The organism is Phycicoccus avicenniae (assembly GCF_018139485.1).
Taxonomy (GTDB): Bacteria; Actinomycetota; Actinomycetes; order Actinomycetales; family Dermatophilaceae; genus Phycicoccus; species Phycicoccus avicenniae.
On the sequence record NZ_JAGSNF010000012.1, the window covers coordinates 153,225 to 171,639 of the forward strand.

Consider the following 18,415-nt stretch of genomic DNA (forward strand, 5'->3'; position numbering starts at 1 on the left):
TCCACAGGTCCGCCTCGACCCTTGCGTCATCGAACACATGTTCGATATCATGGAGCATGGCCGGGGGGACCAGCACACTGACGGAGCGACGCTCCGCCCTCGAGGCTGCGCGAGAGGCCCTCGACGGCCTCACCCAGGTGCTGGGTGAGGCGTCGGGTCCGGAGCTGGCCGACCTCATGGGGCTCGTCGACGACGTCACCGCGAAGGGATCCGCGGCGCGCGCCGCGGTCACCGTCGAGGCGGTCCGCCGCGGCGAGGTCGCCGGGTCGGAGACCCAGGCCTGGGTCCGGGAGCACGCGCCGTCGCTGCGGCAGGGCGGGTCCGCGTCGCTCGCCCGGCTGGCGGTGGACGTGGGATCGGCGGGCTCGGGACTCGCCACCGCCGCGGTCGACGAGGCCTCGCCCCTCGGCCTCGCGTGGCGAGCGGTCGAGTCGGGTCAGGTCGAGACCGGCACCGCCTGCGCCGTCCTGCGTGAGTGCACGAGGCTGGCGCCGCACCTGCGCGAGGAGGCCCTGCCGACGGTCACCGCCGGGCTCCTCGACCTCGCCGCCGAGTGGGGACCCACGGTGATGCGTGGGCTGCGGCCACGCCTCGTCGCCGAGTACGGCCACGTTGGCGCTGTCGACGACCTGCAGCACCGGCTCGCGCAGGCAGCCCGGCTCTCCGCGCCGCGGGTCGAGTCCGGCGACCTCACCGAGTACCAGCTGTGGATGGCTCCCGAGCAGGCGGCGGCCCTCGAGGCCGCGATCGGACCGCTCTCCGCCCCCGCCCCGAACCCGGAGACGGGCGAGCGGGACCTCCGCCCGGCCGGCCAGCGGCGCGTCGAGGCCCTGACCGAGGTCTGCCGTCGCTCCAGCGCGATCGACGCGGGGGAAGCCGGCGACCCGTCCACCGCCCCCGCCGTGCTCCACGTGAGCGTCGACCTCACGGACCTCGAGGGTCGCACCGGCGCTGCCGAGGTCCTCGGCTCGACCGCCGACGGCGTGCTCGTCGCGCCGGAGGCCCTCCGCCGGATCGCCTGCGATGCGGCGCTCGTGCCGTACGTCCTCGGCACCGAGGGCGAGCTCCTCGACGTCGGCCGGGTCGCCCGGCTCTTCACCCGCGCGCAGCGCCGACTGTTGCGGCGTCGCGACCGCGGTTGCACGTACCCGGGATGCGGGGCGCCGGCCGACTGGGCCCGCGCCCACCACGTCCGGCACTGGGCCGACGGGGGCCGCTCGGACGTCGGCAACGCCGCGCTGCTCTGCCAACGTCACCACACGGCCGTCCACCGACGACGGCTCTGGGCCGAGGTCCGCGGCCGACCCGACGACCACGGCCGGTACGTCGTCTGGGACCTCACCCCCGGCTCCTATGACCGAGCCCTCACCATCGACACGGCACCCCGAGCCGCCTAGCCCGGCCTCCCGGCCGCCCTCCACCGTGACTGCTCGACGCCACCGCGCGATCACAGGACCCGGGCACCCGGCGACCCGGAGCTGTGCGACCGGTGGATCGGCATCGCCCTCCCACCACTGCTACCCGGACACCGGGTTCGCCACCGAGATTTCGCCACCGAGATCGAGGCATCGGCTCCGATCCGCTGCAGCTCCTCGCTGACCACTCGCACCATGCCGTCGATCAGGGCTCGCGTGAAGCCCATCCCGTCGGTGTCGGCCCACAGGAGGATCGAGCCCTGCTGGACGCTCAGATCGACCCACTCGATGGGTCTCCACTCTCCTGGCTCGTCCGAGAGGTCACCGTCGTCCTCCGGCTTCTCCTCGCCACGCCGTGTCAGGGTGCAGCAGCGAGAGCTGATCGCCGGAGGAAGGTCGACCACTCCGTCCGAGCGACGGGGTCTCCCCTCGAGGCTCGAACGCTCCGCGGCGAAGGCGGTGCGAGGACGCCTCTGCTCAGACGGCGTACTCGACGAGCACCGGCGCGTGGTCGCTCCAGCGCTCGGCGTAGCTCGGCGCCCGCCCGACCTCGGCGCGGGTCGCCCGGGCCGCGAGCGGTGCCGTCGCCCAGTGGTAGTCGATCCGCCAGCCGGCGTCGTTGTCGAACGCCTTCCCCCGCCACGACCACCACGTGTAGGGACCCGGCCCCGGCCCGTGCAGCCGTCGGTGGACGTCGACCGCCTCGTGCTCGGCGGCCCAGCGGTCGAGGTGGGCCTGCTCCTCCGGCAGGAACCCCGCCTTGCCGCGGTTGCCCTTCCAGTTCCTCAGGTCGTCCTGCGTGTGCGCGACGTTGAGGTCACCGGTGACGACGGCGGAACGCCCGGCCGCCGACCACGACGCGATCCGCTCCCCCACCCGCGTGAGGAAGCGGTCCTTCTCGTCCTGCTTCGCCGTGCCCGCCTCGCCGGTGTGGACGTACGCCGAGGCGACGGTCACCCGGTGGTCACCGTCGACGACGTCGGCCTCGACCCACCGGCCGGCGCCCTCGAACTCGGGACCGACGTCCGTGCGCACCGCCTCGACCGGTAGCCGGCTCAGGACGGCGACGCCGGCGCGGCCCTTCGCCATGCTCGGGGCGTGCGCGACCTCCCAGCCCTCGAACACGCTGCCGCGCAGCGCCGTCCGCAGCTGGGCGTCGTCGGCCCGGACCTCCTGGAGGGTCAGGACGTCGACGCCCGACGCGGCGAGCCAGTCCAGGCCGCCCCGCCGGACCGCCGCCCGGATCCCGTTGACGTTGACGCTGGCGAGGAGCACCCCGTCAGTTGATCATCCCCGCACCGACGGTGACCCCGGTGGCCTCGTCGATGAGGATGAACGACCCGGTGACCCGGTTCTGCTCGTAGGGGTCGGTGAGCAGCTGCTGGGTCGTGCGCAGCCGGACCCGGCCGATCTCGTTGAGCCCGAGCTCGTGGGTGTCGGCGTCGCGGTGCAGGGTGTTGATGTCGAGCCGGTACTGGACGTCCTTGACCACCGCCCGGGCGCTGCGCGTCGTGTGCTTGATCGCGAGCTTCTGGCGCGGACGCAACGGCTCCTTCGTCATCCAGCACACCATCGCGTCGACGTCCTGGGACTGGTCCGGCTGGTTGTGCGGCCGGCAGATCATGTCGCCCCGCGAGACGTCGAGGTCGTCCTCGAGCCGGACGACGACCGACATCGGGGGGTAGGCCTCCTCGATCTCCCGGTCGAACAGGTCGATCCCCGCGATCCGGCTCGTGAGCCCGCTCGGCAGGACCATGACCTCGTCGCCGGGCTTGAGGACCCCGCTCGCCACCTGTCCCGCGTAGCCGCGGTAGTCGTGGTACTCGTCCGACTTCGGCCGGACGACGTACTGCACGGGGAAGCGCACGTCGCGCAGCTCGCGGTCGGCGGCGATGTGGACGTTCTCGAGGTGGTGCAGCAGCGACGAGCCGTCGTACCACGGCATGTTCTCGCTGCGCGTCACGACGTTGTCGCCCTGCAGGGCCGAGATCGGGATGACGGTGAGGTCGGGCACGTTGAGCCGCGCGGTGAACGCCGCGAACTCGTCCCGGATCCGCTCGAAGGTCGCCCGGTCGAAGTCGACGAGGTCCATCTTGTTGACGGCGAGGACGAGGTGGCGCACCCGCAGCAGCGACAGGATGACCGCGTGCCGACGGGACTGCTCGGTGAGCCCCTGACGCGCGTCGACGAGGACGAGCCCGAGGTCGGCCGTCGACGCGCCGGTCACCATGTTCCGCGTGTACTGCACGTGGCCCGGGGTGTCGGCGATGATGAACTTGCGCTTCGGCGTCGCGAAGTAGCGGTAGGCCACGTCGATCGTGATGCCCTGCTCCCGCTCGGAGCGCAGGCCGTCGGTGAGCAGCGCGAGGTCGGTGTAGTCGTAGCCCTTGGTGCGCGAGGTGGCCTCGACCGCCTCGAGCTGGTCCTCGAAGATCGACTTGGAGTCCAGCAGCAGCCGCCCGATGAGGGTGGACTTGCCGTCGTCGACCGAGCCGGCGGTGGCGAAACGGAGCAGGTCCATCAGAAGTAGCCCTCCTTCTTGCGGTCCTCCATGGCGGCCTCGGAGAACCGGTCGTCGCCGCGGGTGGCGCCGCGCTCGGTGATCCGGGAGGCACCGACCTCCTCGACGATCTCCTCGAGCGTGGCGGCCTCGCTCTCGACGCAGCCGGTGAGGGTGAGGTCCCCGACGGTCCGGAAGCGGACGGTGCGCTCCTGCACCGTCTCACCCTCCCGCAGCGGGTTGAACTCGCTCTCGGACAGCAGCATCCCGTCGCGCTCGAAGACGCGGCGGCGGTGGCTGAAGTAGATCGAGGGGATCTCGATGCGCTCGCGGGTGATGTAGTCCCAGATGTCGAGCTCGGTCCAGTTCGACAGCGGGAACACCCGCATGTGCTCGCCCTCGTGGAGCCGCCCGTTGTAGAGCGACCACAGCTCGGGACGCTGGTTCTTCGGGTCCCACTGGCCGAACTCGTCGCGGTGCGAGTACACCCGCTCCTTGGCGCGGGCCTTCTCCTCGTCCCGGCGCCCGCCACCGAAGGCCGCGGTGAAGGCGTTCTCCTCGATGGCGTGCAGCAGCGTCCCGATCTGGAGCCGGTTGCGGCTCGTGCGTCCGTCGTCGACGACGACGCCGTCGGCGATGGCCTCCTCGACGGAGGCGACGAGCAGCCGCACCCCGAGCCGGTCGACCCAGGAGTCCCGGCACGCGAGGACCTCGGGGAAGTCGTACCCCGTGTCGACCTGCAGCACCGGGAACGGGATGCGGGCGGGGTGGAATGCCTTCTCCGCGAGACGGAGCATGACGATGGAGTCCTTGCCCCCGCTGAACATCAGGACGGGCCGCTCGAGCTCGGCGACCACCTCCCGGAAGATGTGGATGGACTCGGCCTCGAGCTCGTCGAGCTGCGAGAGCCGGTACGTCGGCTGGGTCGTCACGCGGGACCTTTCATGACGGCAAGTTTTGAGCACCATAACCGAACCTTCGGTCTCGGCGATCGAGCGTCCGCCCGAGGGCCGATGGGCGCTTGGCACACTATCGGTCGTGACCCCTCGCCCACCGACCGTCTGCCCCTCCCGGGCGGATCTCGACGACCTCGACCTGCTGCGCCGCGGGCTCTACGGACCGACCGCCGGGCCGCGGCCACTGCGCCTGTCACCTGAGGACCTCGACGCCGCCCTGACCGCCGGCGCCGTCGAGGTCGTCGACCCCGAGGGCGTCCCCGTCGCGCGGCTCGAGGACGTCGGGCGCGTCGGCGACGAGCACGTGACCGGTCGGCCGGTCTGGCTCTCGGCGCCGTCGTCCCGCCCCTTCCAGGACCTCCACCTCACCGGGCCGCGGGACCTGTCCGGCGAGCAGGTCGTGCTCGTCGCCGCCGCCGACGAGGTGCCGGACGGCGTCCCTGCCGGCGCGACGCTCCTCGTCCTGGCCTCGACCTCCCTCGACGGCCCCCTCGCGGGCACCGCCACGGTGCGCGCTGCCGTCTCCGCCGCCGCGTCCTCCGGCGCCCGGGTGCTCGTGGTCCCGGTCCCGGACGACCTCGACCGCCGCGCCGCCCTCCTCGCGACCCTGGGTCTCGTGCCGACCACCGGCTCCGGCGGGGCCGGCCGCCCCGCCGAGGGCGGAGACCACCCGGCCGGGGTCGTCCTCCTCCTCACCGGCCTCTCCGGGTCGGGCAAGTCGACGATCGCGCGCACGGTGGCCACCCGGCTCGTCGAGGGCGGGACGCCGGTGACGCTGCTCGACGGTGACGTCGTCCGCCGGCACCTCACGGCAGGGCTCGGCTTCTCCCCGGAGGACCGCCGCACGAACGTGCGCCGCATCGGCTGGGTCGCCGCCGAGGTCGCCCACCACGGCGGCATCGCCGTGTGCAGCCCGATCGCCCCCGAGGACGCGGTCCGCCGGGACGTCGCCGCGATGGCGGCCGACCGCGGCGCGCGGTTCGTCCTCGTCCACGTCGCCACCCCCCTCGAGGAGTGCGAGCGCCGAGACCGCAAGGGCCTCTACGCCCGGGCCCGACGCGGCGAGATCCCGGACTTCACCGGCATCTCGGCGCCCTACGACGTCCCGGACGAGCCCGACCTTCGGATCGACACGACGGGCCGCGACGTCGGCGCGTGCGCCGACGAGGTCCTCGCCCTGCTCGACCCGGAGGTTGGCCGTGCCCGCTGAGCTCCTCACCCAGGCCGCGCTGGCGGTCCTCGTCGTCAGCTTCCTCGTCGGCATCGTCGTCGGGCTCACCGGCATGGGCGGCGGAGCCCTCATGACGCCCGCCCTGGTCTTCCTCGGCATCCCCCCGAGCGCCGCCGTCGCCAACGACCTCGTCGCGGCGGCCGTCAACAAGTCCGTCGGCGCCGCCGTGCACGCTCGCACCGGCTCCCCGGACTGGCGGCTCGCGAGGCTGCTCGTCGTCGGCTCCGTACCGTTCGCCTTCGCCGGGGCCTTCCTCATCCGGCTCGTCGGGTCACCCGAGGAGCAGGAGGACCTCCTCAAGGTCTTCATCGGCGTCGCGCTGCTGCTCGCGGCGTCGACGTACACCCTGCGGGTCTACGGCTCGGTGTTCCGGGGCTGGGGCCGCGGGACCGGCGACGCGGCGCAGGGGCGCACGGTCGCGACGATCGCCGTCGGGGCGGTGGGCGGGCTGCTCGTCGGCCTCACGAGCGTCGGGTCCGGCTCGATCATCATGGTCGCCCTCCTCCTGCTGCACCCGGGCCTCGCGGCACGGCGCCTCGTCGGCACCGACCTCGTCCAGGCCGTCCCGCTCGTCCTCGCCGCCGCCGTCGGGCACGTCATCACCTCGGGCGTCGACTGGAACGTGCTCGTCCCCCTCGTCGTGGGTGGCACGCCCGGGACGATGCTCGGCGCCCGGCTCGCCGCCTGGGTCCCGGGGTCGGCGATCCGGCGCGGCATCGTCATCGTCCTCACCCTCACCGGGCTGGCACTCCTCGGGGTGCCGCCGACGACGGTCGGCGCGATCGGCGCGGCCCTCCTCGTGCTCGGCCCCCTCGGCTGGGCCGTCCTCCGCCGAGCCCACGGCCTCCCCGCCTTCTCCTCCTTCGACCCCATGGACCGGCGCACCGGGGACCCCCCGGCGCCGGAGCACCCCGCGGACACGACGCCCCCCGCGGCCTCCACGGCCTCCACGACCGCCACGACCGCCACGACCGACCCCACGGACCGACCCGGACCCGACGAGAGGACCACCCGATGACCGCCCCCGATCCCGGATCCGACCACGAGGTCGCCGCCGCGGTCGCCGCCGAGGCCGGCCACCTGCTCGTCGAGGTCCGCGCCGACCGCGCCGACCTCGAGGGCAGGGACCTCAAGGACCACGGCGACCGGGTGGCCCACGAGCGGATCCTCGCGCTGCTCACCGCCTGGCGCCCCGACGACGCCGTCCTCAGCGAGGAGGGCTCGGACGACGTGGCCCGGGTGACCGCCGACCGGGTGTGGATCGTCGACCCCCTCGACGGCACCCGCGAGTTCTCCGAGCGCCCGCGGGACGACTGGGCCGTGCACGTCGCCCTCTGGGAGCGGGGTGCCCTGGTCGCCGGGGCCGTGGGACTGCCGGCCCGGGACCTCGTCCTGCGGATGGACCGCCCCGAGGCGCTGCCCGCCCGGCCCGACGGACCGGTCCGTCTCGCCGTGAGCCGTAGCCGGCCGCCGGAGTTCGTCGCCGCCCTCGCCGAGCGGCTCGGCGCCGAGCTCGTGCCGATGGGCTCGGCCGGGGTCAAGGCGATGGCGGTCCTCGACGGCACCGTCGACGCCTACGTCCACGCCGGGGGCCAGTACGAGTGGGACTCCGCGGCCCCGGTCGCCGTCGCGACCGGGTACGGCCTGGCCCCGACCCGGGTCGACGGGTCGCCGCTGCAGTACAACCGCGAGGACCCCTACCTCCCCGACCTCGTCGTCGCCCGCCCCGAGGTCCTCGACGAGGTCCGGGCCGCCCTCGACGCCCTGGCGGACGACGCGCACGCGTAGCCGGCGGGACCCGCGCGGGGTGTCGCCGCCGGCCCGGCTCCGGTAGGATTTGTCTTGACGTCAAGATATTCCCGACCCGAGGAGCCGGCGCCCCATGGCGAAGATCATCTACACCCTCACCGACGAGGCCCCGATGCTGGCCACGTACTCGTTCCTGCCGGTCGTCCAGGCCTTCGCCCAGTCCGCCGGCGTCGACGTGGAGACCCGCGACATCTCGCTCGCCGGCCGCATCCTCGCCCAGTTCCCCGACCGGCTGACCGACGAGCAGCGGGTGTCCGACGACCTCGCCGAGCTCGGGGAGCTCGCGACGACGCCGGACGCGAACATCATCAAGCTGCCGAACATCTCCGCCTCGATGCCGCAGCTCAAGGCCGCGATCCGCGAGCTCCAGGGCCAGGGGTACGACCTGCCGGACTACCCGGACGAGCCCTCGACCGACGAGGAGCGCGACGTCCGCGCCCGGTACGACAAGGTCAAGGGCAGCGCCGTCAACCCGGTCCTGCGCGAGGGCAACTCCGACCGGCGCGCGCCCGCCGCGGTGAAGAACTACGCCCGCAACCATCCGCACTCGATGGGCGAGTGGTCTGCCGACAGCAGGACCCGCGTCGCGACGATGGGCGCCGACGACTTCCGCAGCAACGAGCAGTCCGTCGTCATGGACGCCGACGACAGCCTGACGATCCGCCACAAGGGCACCGACGGCACCGTCACCGTCCTCAAGGAGGGCATCCCGGTGCTCGCGGGCGAGGTCGTCGACTCCACCGTCATGCACGTCGCCGCGCTCGAGGCCTTCCTGAAGGAGCAGATCGCGCAGGCCAAGGCCGACGACGTCCTCTTCTCGGTCCACCTCAAGGCGACGATGATGAAGGTCAGCGACCCGATCATCTTCGGCCACGTCGTCAAGGCGTTCTTCCCCGAGGTCTTCGCCCGCCACGGCGCCGACCTCAAGGCCGCGGGCCTGTCCCCGAACAACGGTCTCGGCGGCATCCTCGACGGGCTCGACGCGCTGCCGAACCGGGTCGAGATCCGCGCGGCCTTCGAGCAGGGCCTCGCCGACGGCCCCCGGATGGCGATGGTCAACTCGGACAAGGGCATCACGAACCTCCACGTCCCGAGCGACGTCATCATCGACGCCTCGATGCCGGCGATGATCCGCACCTCGGGGCACATGTGGGGCCCGGACGGCGGCGAGCACGACACCCTCGCCGTCATCCCCGACAGCTCGTACGCCGGCGTCTACCAGGCCGTCATCGACGACTGCAAGGAGCACGGCGCGTACGACCCGACGACGATGGGCTCGGTCCCCAACGTCGGCCTCATGGCGCAGAAGGCCGAGGAGTACGGCAGCCACGACAAGACCTTCGAGATGCCCGCCCCGGGCACCGTCGAGGTCGTGAGCAGCGGCGGCGACGTCCTCATGTCCCACGAGGTCGAGACGGGCGACGTGTGGCGCGCCTGCCAGACCAAGGACGCCCCGATCCGCGACTGGGTCAAGCTCGCCGTGACGCGCGCCCGGGCCTCGGACACCCCCGCCGTGTTCTGGCTCGACGAGACGCGCGCGCACGACCGCAACCTCGTCGCGAAGGTCCACGAGTACCTCGCCGAGCACGACACCGAGGGCCTCGACATCCGGGTCCTCGCGCCGGTCGAGGCCGCGAGGCTGTCCGTCGAGCGGATCCGCCGTGGCGAGGACACGATCTCGGTCACCGGCAACGTCCTGCGCGACTACAACACCGACCTCTTCCCGATCCTCGAGGTCGGGACCTCGGCGAAGATGCTCTCCGTCGTGCCGCTCATGAACGGCGGCGGGCTCTTCGAGACCGGCGCCGGCGGCTCGGCCCCGAAGCACGTCCAGCAGCTCGTCGAGCAGGACTACCTGCGCTGGGACAGCCTCGGGGAGTTCCTCGCCCTCGCCGAGTCCTTCCGGCACGAGGCCGACGCCGGCAACGACCGCGCCGGGGTGCTCGGCGACGCCCTCGACAAGGCGACCGAGACCCTGCTCAACGAGAACAAGGGGCCCTCGCGCAAGGTCGGCTCGACGGACAACCGCGGCAGCCACTTCTGGCTCGCCCGCTACTGGGCCCAGGAGCTCGCGGCGCAGACGCGCGACGAGCAGCTCGCGGAGGTCTTCGGCCCGGTGGCCGAGAAGCTCGTCGCCGAGACCGAGACGATCGAGTCCGAGCTCGTCGCCGTCCAGGGCGAGCCGGCCGACATCGGCGGCTACTACCGGCCCGACGGTGACAAGGCCGCGGCCGTCATGCGCCCGTCGGCGACGTTCAACGCCGTCATCGACCCCCTCCGCTGACCGGCCCGCCGGGGTGGTCCAGGCCACCCCGGCGACCGGCGTCGGACCCCGCCGGCGCTGGTAGCGTCGACAGCCAGCCCGACCCTCCTGAACCGCACCCGACCAAGGGAGATCCCGTGACCAGCACGCCCGTCAAGGTCGCCGTCACCGGCGCCGCCGGCCAGATCGGCTACAGCCTCCTGTTCCGCATCGCGAGCGGCGCGCTCCTCGGCCCGGACACCCCGGTCGAGCTGCGGCTCCTCGAGATCACCCCGGCCCTCAAGGCGCTCGAGGGCGTCGTCATGGAGCTCGACGACTGCGCGTTCCCGACGCTCGCCAAGGTCGAGATCGGCGACGACCCGAACGTCGTCTTCGACGGCGTCAACCACGCCCTCCTCGTTGGCGCCCGCCCGCGCGGCCCGGGCATGGAGCGCGGCGACCTCCTCGAGGCCAACGGCGGCATCTTCGCCCCGCAGGGCAAGGCGCTCAACGCCGTCGCCGCGGACGACGTCCGGGTCACCGTCACGGGCAACCCGGCGAACACCAACGCCCTCATCGCGATGAGCAACGCCCCCGACATCCCCACCGAGCGGTTCTCGGCGCTCACCCGGCTCGACCACAACCGCGCCATCTCGCAGCTCGCGTCGAAGCTGGACGTGCCGGTCACCGAGATCCGCCGGATGACGATCTGGGGCAACCACTCCGCGACGCAGTACCCCGACCTCTTCCACGCCGAGGTCGGCGGCCGCAACGCCGCCGAGGCCGTCGGTGACCAGGACTGGCTCGAGAACACCTTCATCCCGACGGTCGCCAAGCGCGGCGCGGCGATCATCGAGGCGCGCGGCGCGTCCTCGGCGGCCTCCGCGGCGTCGGCGACGATCGACCACGCCCGCACCTGGGTCGAGGGCACCGCCGACGGCGACTGGGTCTCGATGGCGGTCCGCTCGGACGGCTCCTACGGGGTGCAGGAGGGGATCATGTCCTCCTTCCCCGTCATGGTCAGCGGCGGCCGCTGGGAGATCGTCCAGGGCCTCGAGATCGACGACTTCTCCCGCGGGCGGATCGACGCTTCGGTCGAGGAGCTCGTCGGCGAGCGCGACGCCGTCGCGGGTCTCGGCCTCATCTGACCCGACGCCCGACACCGAGGGCCGCGCCGGCACGTCCGGCGCGGCCCTCGCGTGTCCGGTGGCGTGGCGCCGCGTCGCCCTCGGGACGCAGGCGGGCGGGGTTCAGCCCCGGGCGGCGACCTGCTGCTCGGCGACCTGGACGACGTTGCTCAGGAGCATCGCGCGGGTCATCGGGCCGACACCGCCGGGGTTCGGGGACACGTGGCCGGCGACCTCCCACACGTCGTCGGCGACGTCGCCCGCCACCCGGGCCTTACCGGTCGCCTCGTCGACGACCCGCGAGACGCCCACGTCGAGGACGGCCGCTCCGGGCTTGACCATGTCGGCGGTGACGATGCCCGGCACCCCGGCGGCCGCGACGACGACGTCGGCCCGGCGTACCTCGGCGGCGAGGTCCCGGGTCCCGGTGTGGCACAACGTGACCGTGGCGTTCTCGGACCGCCGCGTGAGGATGAGCCCGAGCGGCCGACCGACGGTGATGCCACGCCCGACGACGACGACCTCCGCCCCGGCGAGCGGGACATCGTAGCGCCGGAGCAGCTCGATGCAGCCGACCGGCGTGCAGGGCAGCGGCGCGGCCTTCCCGAGGACCAGCCAGCCGAGGTTCGTCGGGTGCAGGCCGTCGACGTCCTTCGCGGGGTCGACGGCCGAGAGGATCGCGTTCTCGTCGAGGCCCGTGGGCTGCTGGACGATGAAGCCGGTGCAGGCAGGGTCCGCGTTGAGCTCGCGCACGACGTCGAGGACCTCGTCCTGGGAGGTCCCTGTCGGCAGGTCGCGCCGGATGGAGTGGATGCCGACCTCGGCGCAGTCCTTGTGCTTGGCGCCGACGTACCAGCGGCTGCCGGGGTCGTCACCGACGAGGATTGTCCCCAGACCGGGGACGACGCCCTGCTCGGCGAGCGCCGCCACGCGCGCCCGCAGCTCGTCCTTGATCGTCGCGAGCACTGCCTTGCCGTCGAGGGTCGTCGCCGTCACGCCGGCCATCCTCCCACCGCCCCCGGTCGCCCGCGGAGCGGGGCCGCCCGGCCCGTCGGCCGCGGCTCGCGCGGCCGGACGGAGCCGGACCGGGGTCGCGCCCCCTGCGGCGTGACCCCGGCCGACCCCCGCCCCGCGGACGGGGCACCTCATGGAGGGACCGATGGCAGTTCGGTGCCATGGCGCTGTCCGGATCGGCACCCTCCTGAGCGGCTTCTCAGGACTACCGTGGGGCGATGGCCCGCTACGCGGTGAACCCCGACGCCGTCGCCCACGTGCGACGGCTGGTCGACACCCGCCAGTACGTCCTCGACAGCGACTGGGGTGAGGCGCAGCCCGACGCCGCACGGCAGAACGCCTGGCTCGAACGGCACTCCTGGGAGGAGTACGCCCGCTGGCACCTCGGCCTCACCGAGGGCGCGACGGACGGGACGAAGGCGCGGTACGCCTTCGTCGTCGGCGACCTCCGTCGGGTCCACCGCTCCGCCCTCATCGCCTGCGTCTACCGCGCCTCGGAGTGGCGGCACAAGGACGTCGAGCTCGCCGCCCACGACCTCCTCCAGCACCTCGACGCCACGAGCGGCTGACGACCGCGGCGCCACGAGCGCCTGAACGGCCGCGACGCCCGGCCCACCGGCCTCGGCCCGACCCGCCTCGCCCCACGGGCGCCGCCCCGCCGGGGTGTCCCGCCCACGCGCAGGCCCCGGCTCGGCGAGACTGGGCCCATGAGCGGTCGTCACGTCAGCCCCACCCGCCACGCGCAGGGTCCCGGGGGACGACTGGAGGGCCTCGACGCCGCCCGTGGGATCGCCGTCCTGTCGATGCTCGTCGCCCACCTCAGCCCGGTCGGCGGTGTCTTCGAGCTCTCGGAGTACCTCACCGCGCCGCTCTTCGCCGTCGTCATCGCCGTCGCGATGGCGCTGCGCCTGGAGTCCGGCACGGTGTCCGCCGCGCGGTTCGTCGGCGACAACGTGCTGCGGGGGGTACTCCTGCTCGTCGTCGGCGTCGCCCTCCAGATGACCTACGGCCAGATCGACGTCGTCCTGCCCTACCTCGGGGTGCTCGTCGTCGTCCTCGCCCCCCTCGCGGTGCTCCTGCGCCGGCTGCCGGTGCTCACCCTCGGCGCGGCGGTCGGGGCCGCGGTCGTCGGGCCCATCGTCATGGAGCGCGCCCGCGGGCTGGTCGCCGACGGGGCGGTGACGGGCCCCCTGCGCGACCTGCTGCTGTGGACCGCCGCCGGGGCCAACTACCGGCTCGCGTCGTTCCTGCCGATGGCGCTCGGCGGACTCGTCCTCGTCATGCTCCTCGGGCGGCTCGACCGGCTGCTCACGACGACCGCCGCCGCAGCCGTCCTCCTCGGCACCGCGGCGCTCGTCCACGTCATGGGCCGGGCGACCGACGAGGGGGCGGCCGCCTACTCGGGGACGACCGCGGAGGTCGTCGCGGCGACGTTCCTCGCCTCCGGCGTCGTCCTCGGCTCCTTCGCCCTCGTGCTCGTGGTCCGCGAACGACTGCCCCGGCTGGCGCCGGCCCTGGAACCCGTCCTGTCGACGGGGCGGCTCGCCTTCACGGCGTACACGCTCCAGATCCTCGTGCTCGCGGCGATCTCACCGCTGCGCGGCGGCGCCCGGGACGACTCCTTCCTCGTCCTCGGGGTCACGACGGTCCTCGTCGTCGGGACCTGCCTGCTGCTGGACCGGCGCTTCGGCACCGGCCCCTTCGAGCTGCTCTCCCGCGCGGTGCGGGTCCCTCAGCGGCCGGACCCCGGGCAGGCCGGGCGGCACGTCACCCGGCGCTGAGGGCCTCGGTGTCGGCGGTCCGCAGCACGCCCTTGGCGACCTTGCCCCCGGCGTTGCGCGGGAGCGCCTCGACGAGGGTGAGCGCCTTCGGGTGCTTGAACGAGGCGAGCCGGTCCCGGAGGAAGTCCGACAGCTCCTCGACGCCGAGCGACTCGGCCCCGGGCGCCAGCGAGACGACCGCCACCGGCACCTCGCCCCACCGGTCGTCGGCGCGGCCGATGACCGCGACCTCGACCACCGACGGGTGCCCGGCCACGGCGTTCTCGACCTCGGCGCAGTACACGTTCTCGCCGCCGCTGATGATCATGTCCTTGGCCCGGTCGACGACCCAGACGAAGCCCTCCTCGTCCTGGCGCACGAGGTCGCCGGAGTGGAACCAGCCACCGTCGAAGGCCGCGGCCGTCGCCTCGGGCCTGTTCCAGTAGCCCTGCATGACGTTCGGACCGCGGTAGACGATCTCGCCGACGTCCCCGACCGGCACGTCCTGCATCGCGGCGTCGACGACGCGGTACTGGACGGTCGGCACCGGGCGCCCGACCGAGCCGAGCTTGCGCAGCGACTCCTCACCGCGGAGCACGCACGTGATCGGGCTCGTCTCGGTCTGACCGAAGACGGCGACGTTGAGCGCGTCCGGGAAAGTCTCCCCCATCCGGCGCAGCAGTGCGTCGCTCGCGGGGGCCGCACCCCAGCTGATGATGCGCAGGCGGAGGTCGCGCTGGGCGGCGTCCGGCTGGGCGCAGATGAGCTGCCACTGCTGCGGCACGTTGAAGACGATCGTCGCGCCCTCGCGCTCGTAGGCGTCCAGGACCGCGGCCGGGTCGAACGCCCCGAGCGGGTGGATGACCGTCGGCACCCCGACGACGAGGTTGGCGACGATCGAGCCGAGCCCCGCGATGTGGAAGAAGGGCGCGGTGAGGAAGCCGACGTCGGACTCGTCGACCATGTTCATCGCCCGGATGCACGTGAGCGCCTGGACCTGCATGTTGCGATGGCTGAGCATCGCCCCCTTGGGCCGCCCGGTCGTCCCGGACGTGTACATGAGCAGCGCGGTGGCGTCCTCGGGGACGTCGTCCGGCTCGAGCGGCTCGTGGCCGGCGACGAGGTCCTCGTACTCCTCCAGGTCGCTGCCCTCGGGGCGCTCACCGATGACGACGCGGGTGGGGACCCGCGCCGCGACGTCGGGGACGGCCGCGAGCAGCGGGACGAGCGGGGCGTCGACGAGCACGGCCGACGGACCGGCGTCCCCGAGGATGTGGTCGAGCTCCGGCGGGGCGAGCCGGAAGCTCAGCGGCACGGCGATCGCGCCGAGGGCGTTCGCCGCGAGCACCGCCTCGAGGAAGTACGGGTGGTTGAGCGTGAGGAGGGCGACCCGGTCACCCGCCCCGACCCCCCGCTCGCGCAGCGCGGCGGCGAGGGAGAACGAGCGGTCGGCGAGCTCGCGCCAGGTCGTCGTCCGGCCCGTGAAGCGGAGGGCGGTGGCCTCGGGCCGCATCGTGGCGTGAGCCGCGACGTGCGCCACCCAGTGGTGGCGGAACGACCACGCGGGCGCGGTGGTCGGGGCGGACGTGGGGGCGGCGGTCGTGGGGGTGCTCGTCATGGCCGTGGCCTTCCGTGGCGACGCTGCTGCGGATGCCCGCCAGTATGCCCGTCCGATCCAGGGGCGACAAGACTTTTGTTAATCATGATTCTCTTCTAAGTGATGCCCGGTTCACGTGCGTCGCCCGCGTTCCGCCCCGCGGGCCCTCCGCCGCCGGGGGGGTCGACCGTGGTTGACTCTGGAGGGCGCGGCGGTGAAGGAGGACCTCGTGACGGACACGGCGACCACGCGGACCACCCGGGGGTCCAGGCCGCGCAACCGCCGCGAGCTCATCGCGGCCGCCGCCGGCCGGGCCTTCAGCGAGCGGGGCTACCACGCCGTCGGGATGGACGACATCGCGGCGGCCGAGGGGATCAGCGCCGCCGCCCTCTACCGGCACTTCCCGAACAAGTACGCCCTCTTCGTCCACTGCGCGACGGCGCTCGCCGACGGGCTCCTCGCCACCCTCGACGAGCTGCCGCCGGACGCCTCCCTCGAGGAGACGCTGCGCGCCGTCGCACGGACGACAATCGCGGGCCGCGCCTCCGGCGGTATCTACCGATGGGAGGCGCGCTACCTCGAGCCGGACGACCGCGCGGCCCTTCGCGCCACGTTCGAGCGGATCACCGACCGTGTCGCGACGGCGGTGTCATCGGCCCGGCAGGACGCGGGTGCCCCCGACGTCGGCCCGGCCCACGCACGGGTCCTCGCCGCGGCCGCTCTCGGTGCCGTCGGCAGCGTGACGACGCACCGGACCTCGATGGCGGCGCGCCGGACGGAGGGACTGCTCGCGGACGCCGCCGTCCGGGTCGCCCTCGCGACCCCCGGCCACGCGGACCACCCGACGCCGGTCCCCGCGCCCCCTCGCGCGCCCGCGCCCGGCCGGCGCGGGCAGATCCTCGACGCGGCCGTCCCCCTGTTCCACCGGGACGGCTACCCGGAGGTGTCGATGGGAGACATCGCGGCCGCCGTCGGTCTCACCCCCTCGGGCCTCTACCGGCACTACCGCGGCAAGGCCGACATCCTCCTCGCCGCCTGCCTCGAGGCCGCCGACCTCCTCGAGCGGACCGTCGCGGAGCGGACCGCCGGCGCCCGGAGCCCGTCCGTGGCGCTGTCCGCGCTCGCCGACGCCTACGTGGGGTACTCCTTCGAGCACACGGCGCTCACCTCCGTCGCCACGGCCGAGTCCGGCGGTCTGCCCGCGGCCGTGCAGCGGCCGCTCCGGGCGGCGCAGCGGGAGCACGTCGCGCGGTGGGAGGCTGCGGTGCGCGCGGTCCGGCCCGACCTGGACCCGACCGAGGCCCGCGTCCTCGTGCACGCGGGTCTCGGGGTCGTCACCGAGGCCGGACGTGCGGTGCACTGGGCGGACACCGCCGAGCACCGCGCCCTCGTCGCGGACCTCGTCCTCGCCGCGCTCGGCGCGCCCCCCGCCGACGGGCCCACGGTGGGCGGACGCACAAAGAGCGGACCCACGGACAGCGGAGCCACGGACAGCGGCGCCTCCCCCGACGGGTCCTGACACGCCGACGGCCGGCCGGTGACGAGAGGTCACCGACCGGCCGGTCGGACGGGGCGGCCGATGGCCGCCGGGACAGTCAGCGCTCGGCGCGCACCGTCCGCAGGTAGCCGTAGCCGACCTCCGCGGTCGTGATCGGGTCGACGTCGGGCCGGTCGTTCTCGACGATGAACTCCTTGACCATGTGGTCGCCGAAGATCTGCGGGAAGTCGACGAACCCGGTGCCCACGTCGGCGAAGGCGTTGCCCGCGAACGGGTCGAGCCCCGGCTCGCGGTCCTTCACGTGGTACTGGAGCGTCTGCTGCGGGGCGGCCGCGATGACGTCGGCCGCGAACTGGCTCGCCGTGGCCTCCGTCGCCTCGCCCGTCTGCAGGCCGCCGGTGACGGCCCAGAACAGGTCCACCTCGAGGTGGACCAGGCTCGGGTCCAGGCGCTCGGTGAAGATGTCCCACGCCCGCGAACCGTCGTCCAGCTCCTCGCTGAACTCGTGCGCGTGGTTGTGGTAGCCGTACTTGACGCCGTACGACTTCGCGACCGCGGCCTCCTCGTTCATCTGGTCGGCCCAGGCCCGCCAGGCGTCCGAGGACGTGCTGCGCAGGTACGGGACGTTGATGAAGCGCTGGCCGAGGGTGACGGCGTTCTCCATCTTCGCGTGGAGGGCCTCCTCGGAGCCGCTGATGCCGTCGTGGCTCGACGACGCCGAGATCCCGTGGGAGTCGAGCAGGGCCCCGAGGTCGGCGGCCGAGTAGCCGTAGTACCCGGCGAGCTCGACCTTCGTGTAGCCGATGCCGGCGAGGGTGGCGAGCACGCCGTCGACCGTCGCGTTGTTCGTGATGGAACGCAGCGTGTACATCTGGATGCTGATCTGCCCGGGCGGCACGGGACGGCCCTTGCCGCCCTTGCCCGCCTTCGGGCCCTTGGCGGCGGCCGGGGCGACCGCACCCATGGCGGCCGCACCGCCGATGAGGGTGGCGCCCGCGCCACGCAGCAGCGACCGGCGGTCGGGGCCGGTGCCGCGCTCGGCGGCCTCACGGAGCGGGGCGTACCCGTCGAATCCGAAACACATCGTCGTGGTCCTCTCGATGAAGGGGTGAAGGGTGGAGCTGCTCGTGGGGCCGGTCGTCGCGCTGCGCTCCGGGGTCGCGGCGGTCGGTGGAGAGGGTCGGGTGGGCCGTGGGGGGGGGGGCCCCCCCCCGGGGGGCCCCCCCCCGGCCCCCCCCCCGGGGGGGGGGGCGCGCCCCAACACCC

15 protein-coding genes are annotated in these 18,415 nt (G+C 73.7%); 9 read left to right on the plus strand and 6 right to left on the minus strand.

Annotated elements, in window-relative coordinates:
* The first annotated feature begins 56 nt into the window (after positions 1-56).
* Positions 57-1,397: an HNH endonuclease signature motif containing protein gene (locus tag KC207_RS09680; protein ID WP_211602810.1), complete on the plus strand. Its 1,341-nt coding sequence runs from the start codon at positions 57-59 to the stop codon at positions 1,395-1,397.
* A gap of 495 nt (positions 1,398-1,892) precedes the next feature.
* Here the strand turns inward: KC207_RS09680 and KC207_RS09685 are convergent, their stop codons facing one another.
* Genes KC207_RS09685 through cysD form a run of 3 tightly spaced genes read right to left on the minus strand, consistent with a single transcriptional unit; the run spans position 1,893 to position 4,883 of the window.
* Positions 1,893-2,690 (minus strand): exodeoxyribonuclease III, encoded by a 798-nt coding sequence (locus tag KC207_RS09685; RefSeq protein ID WP_211602811.1) that lies wholly within the window; start codon positions 2,688-2,690, stop codon positions 1,893-1,895.
* 4 nt (positions 2,691-2,694) lie between these two features.
* Positions 2,695-3,936: a sulfate adenylyltransferase subunit CysN gene (gene cysN / locus KC207_RS09690; protein ID WP_211602812.1), complete on the minus strand. Its 1,242-nt coding sequence runs from the start codon at positions 3,934-3,936 to the stop codon at positions 2,695-2,697.
* Positions 3,936-4,883 carry a sulfate adenylyltransferase subunit CysD gene (gene cysD, locus KC207_RS09695; RefSeq protein WP_211602813.1) on the minus strand — a complete coding sequence of 316 codons (948 nt, stop codon included), beginning with the start codon at positions 4,881-4,883 and terminating at the stop codon, positions 3,936-3,938. Before cysD ends, cysN begins: the two co-directional genes overlap by 1 nt.
* Positions 4,884-4,953: 70 nt before the next feature.
* Between cysD and cysC the strand changes: the two genes are divergently transcribed.
* From cysC to KC207_RS09720, 5 genes are all read left to right on the plus strand, one after another.
* Positions 4,954-6,081, plus strand: coding sequence for an adenylyl-sulfate kinase (cysC, locus tag KC207_RS09700; RefSeq protein ID WP_249138671.1), 1,128 nt, complete (start codon positions 4,954-4,956; stop codon positions 6,079-6,081).
* Entirely contained in the window at positions 6,071-7,120 is a 1,050-nt protein-coding gene (locus KC207_RS09705) for a sulfite exporter TauE/SafE family protein (protein WP_249138672.1), read from the plus strand. Before cysC ends, KC207_RS09705 begins: the two co-directional genes overlap by 11 nt.
* Positions 7,117-7,890 carry a 3'(2'),5'-bisphosphate nucleotidase CysQ gene (locus KC207_RS09710; protein WP_211602815.1) on the plus strand — a complete coding sequence of 258 codons (774 nt, stop codon included), beginning with the start codon at positions 7,117-7,119 and terminating at the stop codon, positions 7,888-7,890. The genes KC207_RS09705 and KC207_RS09710 overlap by 4 nt, the downstream gene beginning before the upstream one ends.
* 94 nt (positions 7,891-7,984) lie before the next feature.
* Positions 7,985-10,195 (plus strand): NADP-dependent isocitrate dehydrogenase, encoded by a 2,211-nt coding sequence (locus KC207_RS09715; protein ID WP_211602816.1) that lies wholly within the window; start codon positions 7,985-7,987, stop codon positions 10,193-10,195.
* A gap of 116 nt (positions 10,196-10,311) precedes the next feature.
* Positions 10,312-11,301, plus strand: coding sequence for a malate dehydrogenase (locus KC207_RS09720; RefSeq protein WP_211602817.1), 990 nt, complete (start codon positions 10,312-10,314; stop codon positions 11,299-11,301).
* A 102-nt stretch (positions 11,302-11,403) separates the two neighbouring features.
* Here the strand turns inward: KC207_RS09720 and KC207_RS09725 are convergent, their stop codons facing one another.
* Positions 11,404-12,276: a bifunctional methylenetetrahydrofolate dehydrogenase/methenyltetrahydrofolate cyclohydrolase gene (locus tag KC207_RS09725; protein ID WP_211602818.1), complete on the minus strand. Its 873-nt coding sequence runs from the start codon at positions 12,274-12,276 to the stop codon at positions 11,404-11,406.
* A gap of 236 nt (positions 12,277-12,512) precedes the next feature.
* Here KC207_RS09725 and KC207_RS09730 point away from each other — a divergent pair, with 236 nt between their 5' ends.
* Positions 12,513-12,863: a hypothetical protein gene (locus KC207_RS09730; protein WP_211602819.1), complete on the plus strand. Its 351-nt coding sequence runs from the start codon at positions 12,513-12,515 to the stop codon at positions 12,861-12,863.
* 138 nt (positions 12,864-13,001) lie between these two features.
* Positions 13,002-14,075 carry a DUF418 domain-containing protein gene (locus KC207_RS09735; protein WP_211602820.1) on the plus strand — a complete coding sequence of 358 codons (1,074 nt, stop codon included), beginning with the start codon at positions 13,002-13,004 and terminating at the stop codon, positions 14,073-14,075.
* On the opposite strand, the gene KC207_RS09740 is transcribed toward KC207_RS09735, so the two are convergent.
* Positions 14,062-15,672 (minus strand): long-chain-fatty-acid--CoA ligase, encoded by a 1,611-nt coding sequence (locus KC207_RS09740; protein ID WP_211602821.1) that lies wholly within the window; start codon positions 15,670-15,672, stop codon positions 14,062-14,064. The genes KC207_RS09735 and KC207_RS09740 overlap by 14 nt on opposite strands.
* Positions 15,673-15,880: 208 nt before the next feature.
* Here KC207_RS09740 and KC207_RS09745 point away from each other — a divergent pair, with 208 nt between their 5' ends.
* Entirely contained in the window at positions 15,881-17,170 is a 1,290-nt protein-coding gene (locus tag KC207_RS09745; protein ID WP_211602822.1) for a TetR/AcrR family transcriptional regulator, read from the plus strand.
* Positions 17,171-17,246: 76 nt separating this feature from the next.
* Here the strand turns inward: KC207_RS09745 and KC207_RS09750 are convergent, their stop codons facing one another.
* Positions 17,247-18,233 (minus strand): sugar phosphate isomerase/epimerase family protein, encoded by a 987-nt coding sequence (locus tag KC207_RS09750; RefSeq protein ID WP_211602823.1) that lies wholly within the window; start codon positions 18,231-18,233, stop codon positions 17,247-17,249.
* Between the last annotated feature and the right edge of the window lie 182 nt (positions 18,234-18,415).